This is a genomic window from Micromonospora sp. M51, from assembly GCF_018070305.1.
GTDB lineage: Bacteria > Actinomycetota > Actinomycetes > Mycobacteriales > Micromonosporaceae > Micromonospora > Micromonospora parva.
On the sequence record NZ_JAGPXZ010000463.1, the window covers coordinates 1 to 4,958 of the forward strand.

The following is a 4,958-nucleotide window of genomic DNA, read 5'->3' on the forward strand; positions in this document are numbered from 1 at the left end:
ACATGGATGTAGTGGTGTCGGCGTGCCGGGGAGGCCACTACTTCCTGGTTCGAGCAAGATCTTGGCGTGGGGTCTGCACCGGTCGTCATCCCCGCTGGAGGCGCACCGGGTGCCCCGGGCAGTCCCGGGTGTGACATGGCGGGGTGTGGCCTCGGTAAGATTGCCGCGGTTCGGCAGGGCCGTCGCCCGGCGCGGGCACTTCCCGCGGGGCCGATCGGCCGCCGGATCGCCGGATGCGGCGCGGAATCGGTGCGGCAGTCGACGCAGGCGTGCAATGACAGACGGAGGTAGAAGATGTCCGGCCACTCAAAGTGGGCGACGACCAAGCACAAGAAGGCCGTCATCGACGCCAAGCGCGGCAAGATGTTCGCCAAGCTGATCAAGAACGTCGAGGTGGCCGCGCGCACCGGCGGCGGTGACCCCTCGGGTAACCCGACGCTCTTCGACGCCATCCAGAAGGCGAAGAAGAGTTCGGTGCCGAACGACAACATCGATCGCGCCGTCAAGCGCGGCTCCGGCCTGGAGGCCGGCGGCGCCGACTGGCAGACGATCATGTATGAGGGGTACGGCCCGAACGGCGTGGCCATGCTCATCGAGTGCCTCACCGACAACCGCAACCGGGCGGCCACCGAGGTACGGACCGCGCTGACCCGCAACGGCGGCTCGCTCGCCGACGCCGGCTCGGTGTCGTACATGTTCTCCCGCAAGGGCGTGGTGATCGTCCCCAAGGAGGGCACCACCGAGGACGACGTGATGCTCGCCGTCCTGGACGCCGGTGCCGAAGAGGTCAACGACATCGGCGAGGCGTACGAGGTGGTCTCCGAGCCGACCGACCTGATCCCGGTGCGGACGGCCCTGCAGGATGCCGGCATCGAGTACGAGTCGGCCGAGTCCTCCCTGATCCCCAGCGTCAACGTGCCACTTGACGAAGAGGGCGCGCGCAAGATCTTCAAGCTGATCGACGTGCTGGAGGACTGCGACGACGTCCAGAACGTCTACGCCAACTTCGACGTCAGTGACGACGTGATGGCGGCGGTCGACGCCTGAGCCCGCCTCCGCCCGCCGCGATCGGGCACTGTCTGCCCCGACCGGGCCGGACAGGACAGATCGCTGGTCGAGAGTGCACGATCGCGGTGGGGTTGGTGGGCGGTGAGGAGGTGCCGTGGTGGTGCAGCGGTTCGCGGCCGGCGACACGGTCATCCGGCGTGAGGTGCTGCGCGGGGAGGTCTGGTTCGGCTGCCCGACGATCTGCGTCGAGGACTCCGCCGACCTGCTCGTCCTCTATCTCCCGCCGGGGGCCGAGTTCGGCTTCCCGGCCGACGGGGTGTTCCCGTGCGGGCGGCACCCGTGGGAGGCCGCCGGGCACCACTCCTGGTCGGGGCACGGCAAGCTGATGCTGCAACGCCCCGGTGAGGCGCACTCGATCGACGTGTTCTGGTCGGGCCCGGGGCGCGACTTCGCCGGCTGGTACTTCAACCTTCAGGACCCGGTGCGGCGTACGTCGATCGGGGTGGACACCCTGGACCACGAGTTGGACCTGTGGTGGGCCGCGGACGCCGACCGGTACGTCTGGAAGGACGTGGAGATGTTCGCCCAGCGCCTCGTCGAGGGGCGCTACCCGGGAATGGGGGACGCCATCCAGGCCGAGGGTGACCGGGTCGCCGCCCTGCTCGACGCGGGTGAGCGCTGGTGGGACCCGGCATGGGCCAGGTGGCAGCCCGACCCCGCCTGGTCGGCCCCGCGGCTGCCCGCCGGCTGGGACCGGGTGCCACCCGCGCGCTGAGCGGCCCGCCGGGACCGTCAGGTCGCCGGCGTCCGATCGCGCGGAACGGTGTCGCACGGCGACGGGCGCCGGCATCCGATCAGGACACCGACGCCCGCACCGGCGAACCGTACTGCTCAGCCGATGGTCTCCCGTTCCCGCCAGGCGGTACGCAGGGAGGTTCGGCCGTTGGTGCGCAGCAGCGACCCCTCGTACACCCGGGCCCCGGCGACCACGAACGCGCCGGCGGCGAGCAGCAGGATGACCAGCGAGACGATCGGTTCCCAACCGGCCGCGTCACCGGTGAACAGTCGCAGCGGCATGGCCGTGGGCGACGAGAACGGCAGGTAGGACAGCACCCGCATCGCGGTGTCGTTGTCGTTCAGGAAGATCACCGCGAAGAACGGCAGCATCACGGCGAACTGCACCGGTGTCGACACGGCGGCGATGTCCTCCTGCCGGTTGGCCAGCGCGCCGGCCGCCGCCCACATCGCGGCGAGCAGCACGAAGCCGAGCAGGAAGAACGGCACGAACCAGCCGATCGCCGGGGCGAGCAGGGTGAGCAGGCCCCCGCTGTCACCCATCTGCAGCCCGATCACCGCCACCACCGCGATCAAGGCGATCTGCGCGAACGCCAGGATCGCGCCGGCCACCACCTTGCCGGCCAGCAGGGCCCGGACCGGCACGGCGGCCACCAGGATCTCCACGATCCGGGTCTGCTTCTCCTCGGTGACGCTCTGCGCGATCTGCAGGCCGAAGGTCTGCGAGGTGATGAAGAAGACGAACGCGAAGACGAACGGCACCAGGAACGCCACCACGGGGTTGACCGCGTCCGGGTCGAGCAGGCGTACGGTCGGCTGGCTGCTCAGGGCCCGCACCACGTCGTCGGGGGCCTCGTCCATGGCCACGACGGCGGGTCCGCCGACCACCGCTGCGTCCACGTCGCCGTCGCGGACGGCCCGCTCGGCGGCCCGGTCGTCGGGGACGACCTGGACCTCCAGCCCGGCGGCGCGCAGCGGCGCGGCCACGCTCTCGGTCGCCGCGACGGTGGACGGCCCGCCGGCGAGCAACGGCGGCAGGATGGTGCCGGCCGCCGCGATCAGCAGGAAGAAGAGGGTGCCGAACAGGAAGGTGCGGTCGCGGAGCTTGACGCGGATCTCGCGTTCGGCGACCAGCCGGGTGGCCTGGGTGACGTTCACTGGGTGACCTCTCGGAAGATCTCGGTGAGCGAGGGGCTGACCGGGCGGAAGGCGCGGACCGGGCCGCGGGCCAGAGCCGCCTGGAGGACGGGCTGCTCGTCGGCGCCGGCCGGCAGGTCGAAGACCACCCGGGGGCCGTCCAGCTCGACCACTGTCACCCCGGGGTGGTCGCGTACCCAACCGGCGTCGGCGGCGACCACCAGCTCGTAGCGGGGCACCGTGTACGAGTCGCGCAGCTGCTGCCGGCTGCCGGCGGCCCGGATCACCCCGTCCCCGATGATCACCAGGTCGTCGCAGAGGCGCTCCACGACGTCGAGCTGGTGACTGGAGAAGAGCACGGGCGCGCCGGCCGACGCCCGTTCCCGCAGCACGGCGACGACGGTGTCGACGGCCAGCGGGTCGAGCCCGGAGAACGGCTCGTCGAGCACCAGCACCTCGGGGTCGTGCACCAGCGCGGCGGCGATCTGCGCGCGTTGCTGGTTGCCCAGCGACAGCGTCTCCAGCAGGTCGTTTCCGCGTTCACCGAGCCCGACCCGCTCCAGCAGGGCGTCGGTGGCACGGCGTGCCGCGGCGGCGTCCAGGCCGTGCAGCCGGCCCAGGTAGGCGACCTGCTCCCGGGTGGTCATCTTCGGGTAGAGGCCGCGCTCCTCCGGCATGTACCCGAAGCGTCGGCGGTCCTGCCGGGTCAGCGCCGTGCCACCCCAACTGACCTCGCCCGCGTCGGCGGAGAGCACCCCCAGGATGATCCGCATGGTGGTGGTCTTGCCGGCGCCGTTGGCGCCCACGAAGCCGGTCATCCGCCCGGCAGCCACCTCGAAGGACACGTTGTTGAGCACCTGCCGGTCGCCGAAGCTGCGGTCGACGCCGTCGAGGCGAAGCGTTCTGGTCACGCGCTGATGCTAGATCGAGTACGCCGTTGCGCCGTCCGCCCGGCGGCGGAGCGGGCGGGTCCGCCGGGCGGTGGACGCCGGTCACCCGCCGGGGCGGACCACCCCGTTCTCGTACGCGAAGACCACTGCCTGCACCCGGTCACGCAGGCCGAGTTTGGCCAGCACCCGACTCACGTGCGTCTTCACCGTCGCCTCGCCCAGGTGGATGGTCGTGGCGATCTCGGCGTTGCTCGACCCGGCGGCGAGCAGCATCAGCACCTCCCGCTCGCGCGGGGTCAGCTCGGCCAACGCGGCCTCGGCGTCCGGGCCCCGGTGGGCGGTGCCTGTCGGGTCGCCGGGTCGGGCGAAGGTGGAGATCACCCGGCGGGTGATCTCCGGAGCGAGCAGACCGTCGCCCCTGGCCAGCACCCGGATCGCCTCGACCAGCTCCTCCGGCGTGCCGTTCTTGAGCAGGAAGCCGCTGGCCCCGGCCCGCAGCGCGGCGAAGAGATAGTCGTCGCGGTCGAAGGTCGTGAGGATCAGCACGGCCGGCCCACCGGGCCCGTCGGCGGTGATCTGCCGGGTGGCCTCCAGGCCGTCCATCCCGGGCATCTCCACATCCATGAGTACGACGTCCGGGCGGGTGGCCCGGGCCATCGCGACGGCCCGTTCGCCGTCGGCGGCCTCACCGACCACCTCGATGTCGTCCTCCACCTCCAGGATGACCCGGAAGCCGGTACGGACCAGGTGCTGGTCGTCGGCGAGCAGGACCCGGACCGTCGGGCCGGTGTCCGGTGTGTGGTGTGCCGCCGCGCTCATGCCGACGGCCCCGCGCCGGCTGCCGCCTGCTGCCTGTCGCTCGGCCTCGGCTGCGGGCTGATCGGGGCCGCCAGGGGGAAGCGGGCGCGTACCCGCCAACCGCCGCCGGCCCGCGGCCCGGCCTCCAGGTCGCCGTCGTGGGCGCCGACCCGTTCGCGCATCCCGATCAGTCCCAACCCGACGCTGTCGGCCCGGCCGCCGCCCCGTCCGTCGTCGGTCACGTCGACCTCCACCTCGCGGGCCAGGTAGCGGACCCGCACGTCCAACAGGTTCGCTCCGGCGTGCTTCAGGGTGTTGGTCACCGCCTCC

6 protein-coding genes are annotated in these 4,958 nt (G+C 72.0%); 2 read left to right on the forward strand and 4 right to left on the reverse strand.

All coding sequences use genetic code 11. The annotated features are described in order from the left end of the window. Positions 1-294 precede the first annotated feature (294 nt). Positions 295-1,047: a YebC/PmpR family DNA-binding transcriptional regulator gene (locus tag KBX53_RS22080; RefSeq protein WP_030336891.1), complete on the forward strand. Its 753-nt coding sequence runs from the start codon at positions 295-297 to the stop codon at positions 1,045-1,047. Between the two features lie 115 nt (positions 1,048-1,162). Next, entirely contained in the window at positions 1,163-1,783 is a 621-nt protein-coding gene (locus KBX53_RS22085) for a DUF402 domain-containing protein (RefSeq protein WP_210861396.1), read from the forward strand. Positions 1,784-1,899: 116 nt separating this feature from the next. Here KBX53_RS22085 and KBX53_RS22090 read toward each other — a convergent pair whose 3' ends face one another. From KBX53_RS22090 to KBX53_RS22105, 4 genes are all read right to left on the reverse strand, one after another. Beyond that, positions 1,900-2,961 (reverse strand): ABC transporter permease, encoded by a 1,062-nt coding sequence (locus tag KBX53_RS22090; protein ID WP_030336895.1) that lies wholly within the window; start codon positions 2,959-2,961, stop codon positions 1,900-1,902. Then, entirely contained in the window at positions 2,958-3,851 is an 894-nt protein-coding gene (locus KBX53_RS22095) for an ABC transporter ATP-binding protein (protein ID WP_030336897.1), read from the reverse strand. The genes KBX53_RS22090 and KBX53_RS22095 overlap by 4 nt, the downstream gene beginning before the upstream one ends. Positions 3,852-3,932: 81 nt before the next feature. After that, on the reverse strand, positions 3,933-4,649 hold the full coding sequence (locus KBX53_RS22100) for a response regulator transcription factor (protein WP_030336898.1): 717 nt from the start codon (positions 4,647-4,649) through the stop codon (positions 3,933-3,935). Then, positions 4,646-4,958 (reverse strand): sensor histidine kinase (locus KBX53_RS22105; RefSeq protein ID WP_369010008.1); only part of this gene is annotated, 313 nt, incomplete at its 5' end. The genes KBX53_RS22100 and KBX53_RS22105, both read right to left, overlap by 4 nt.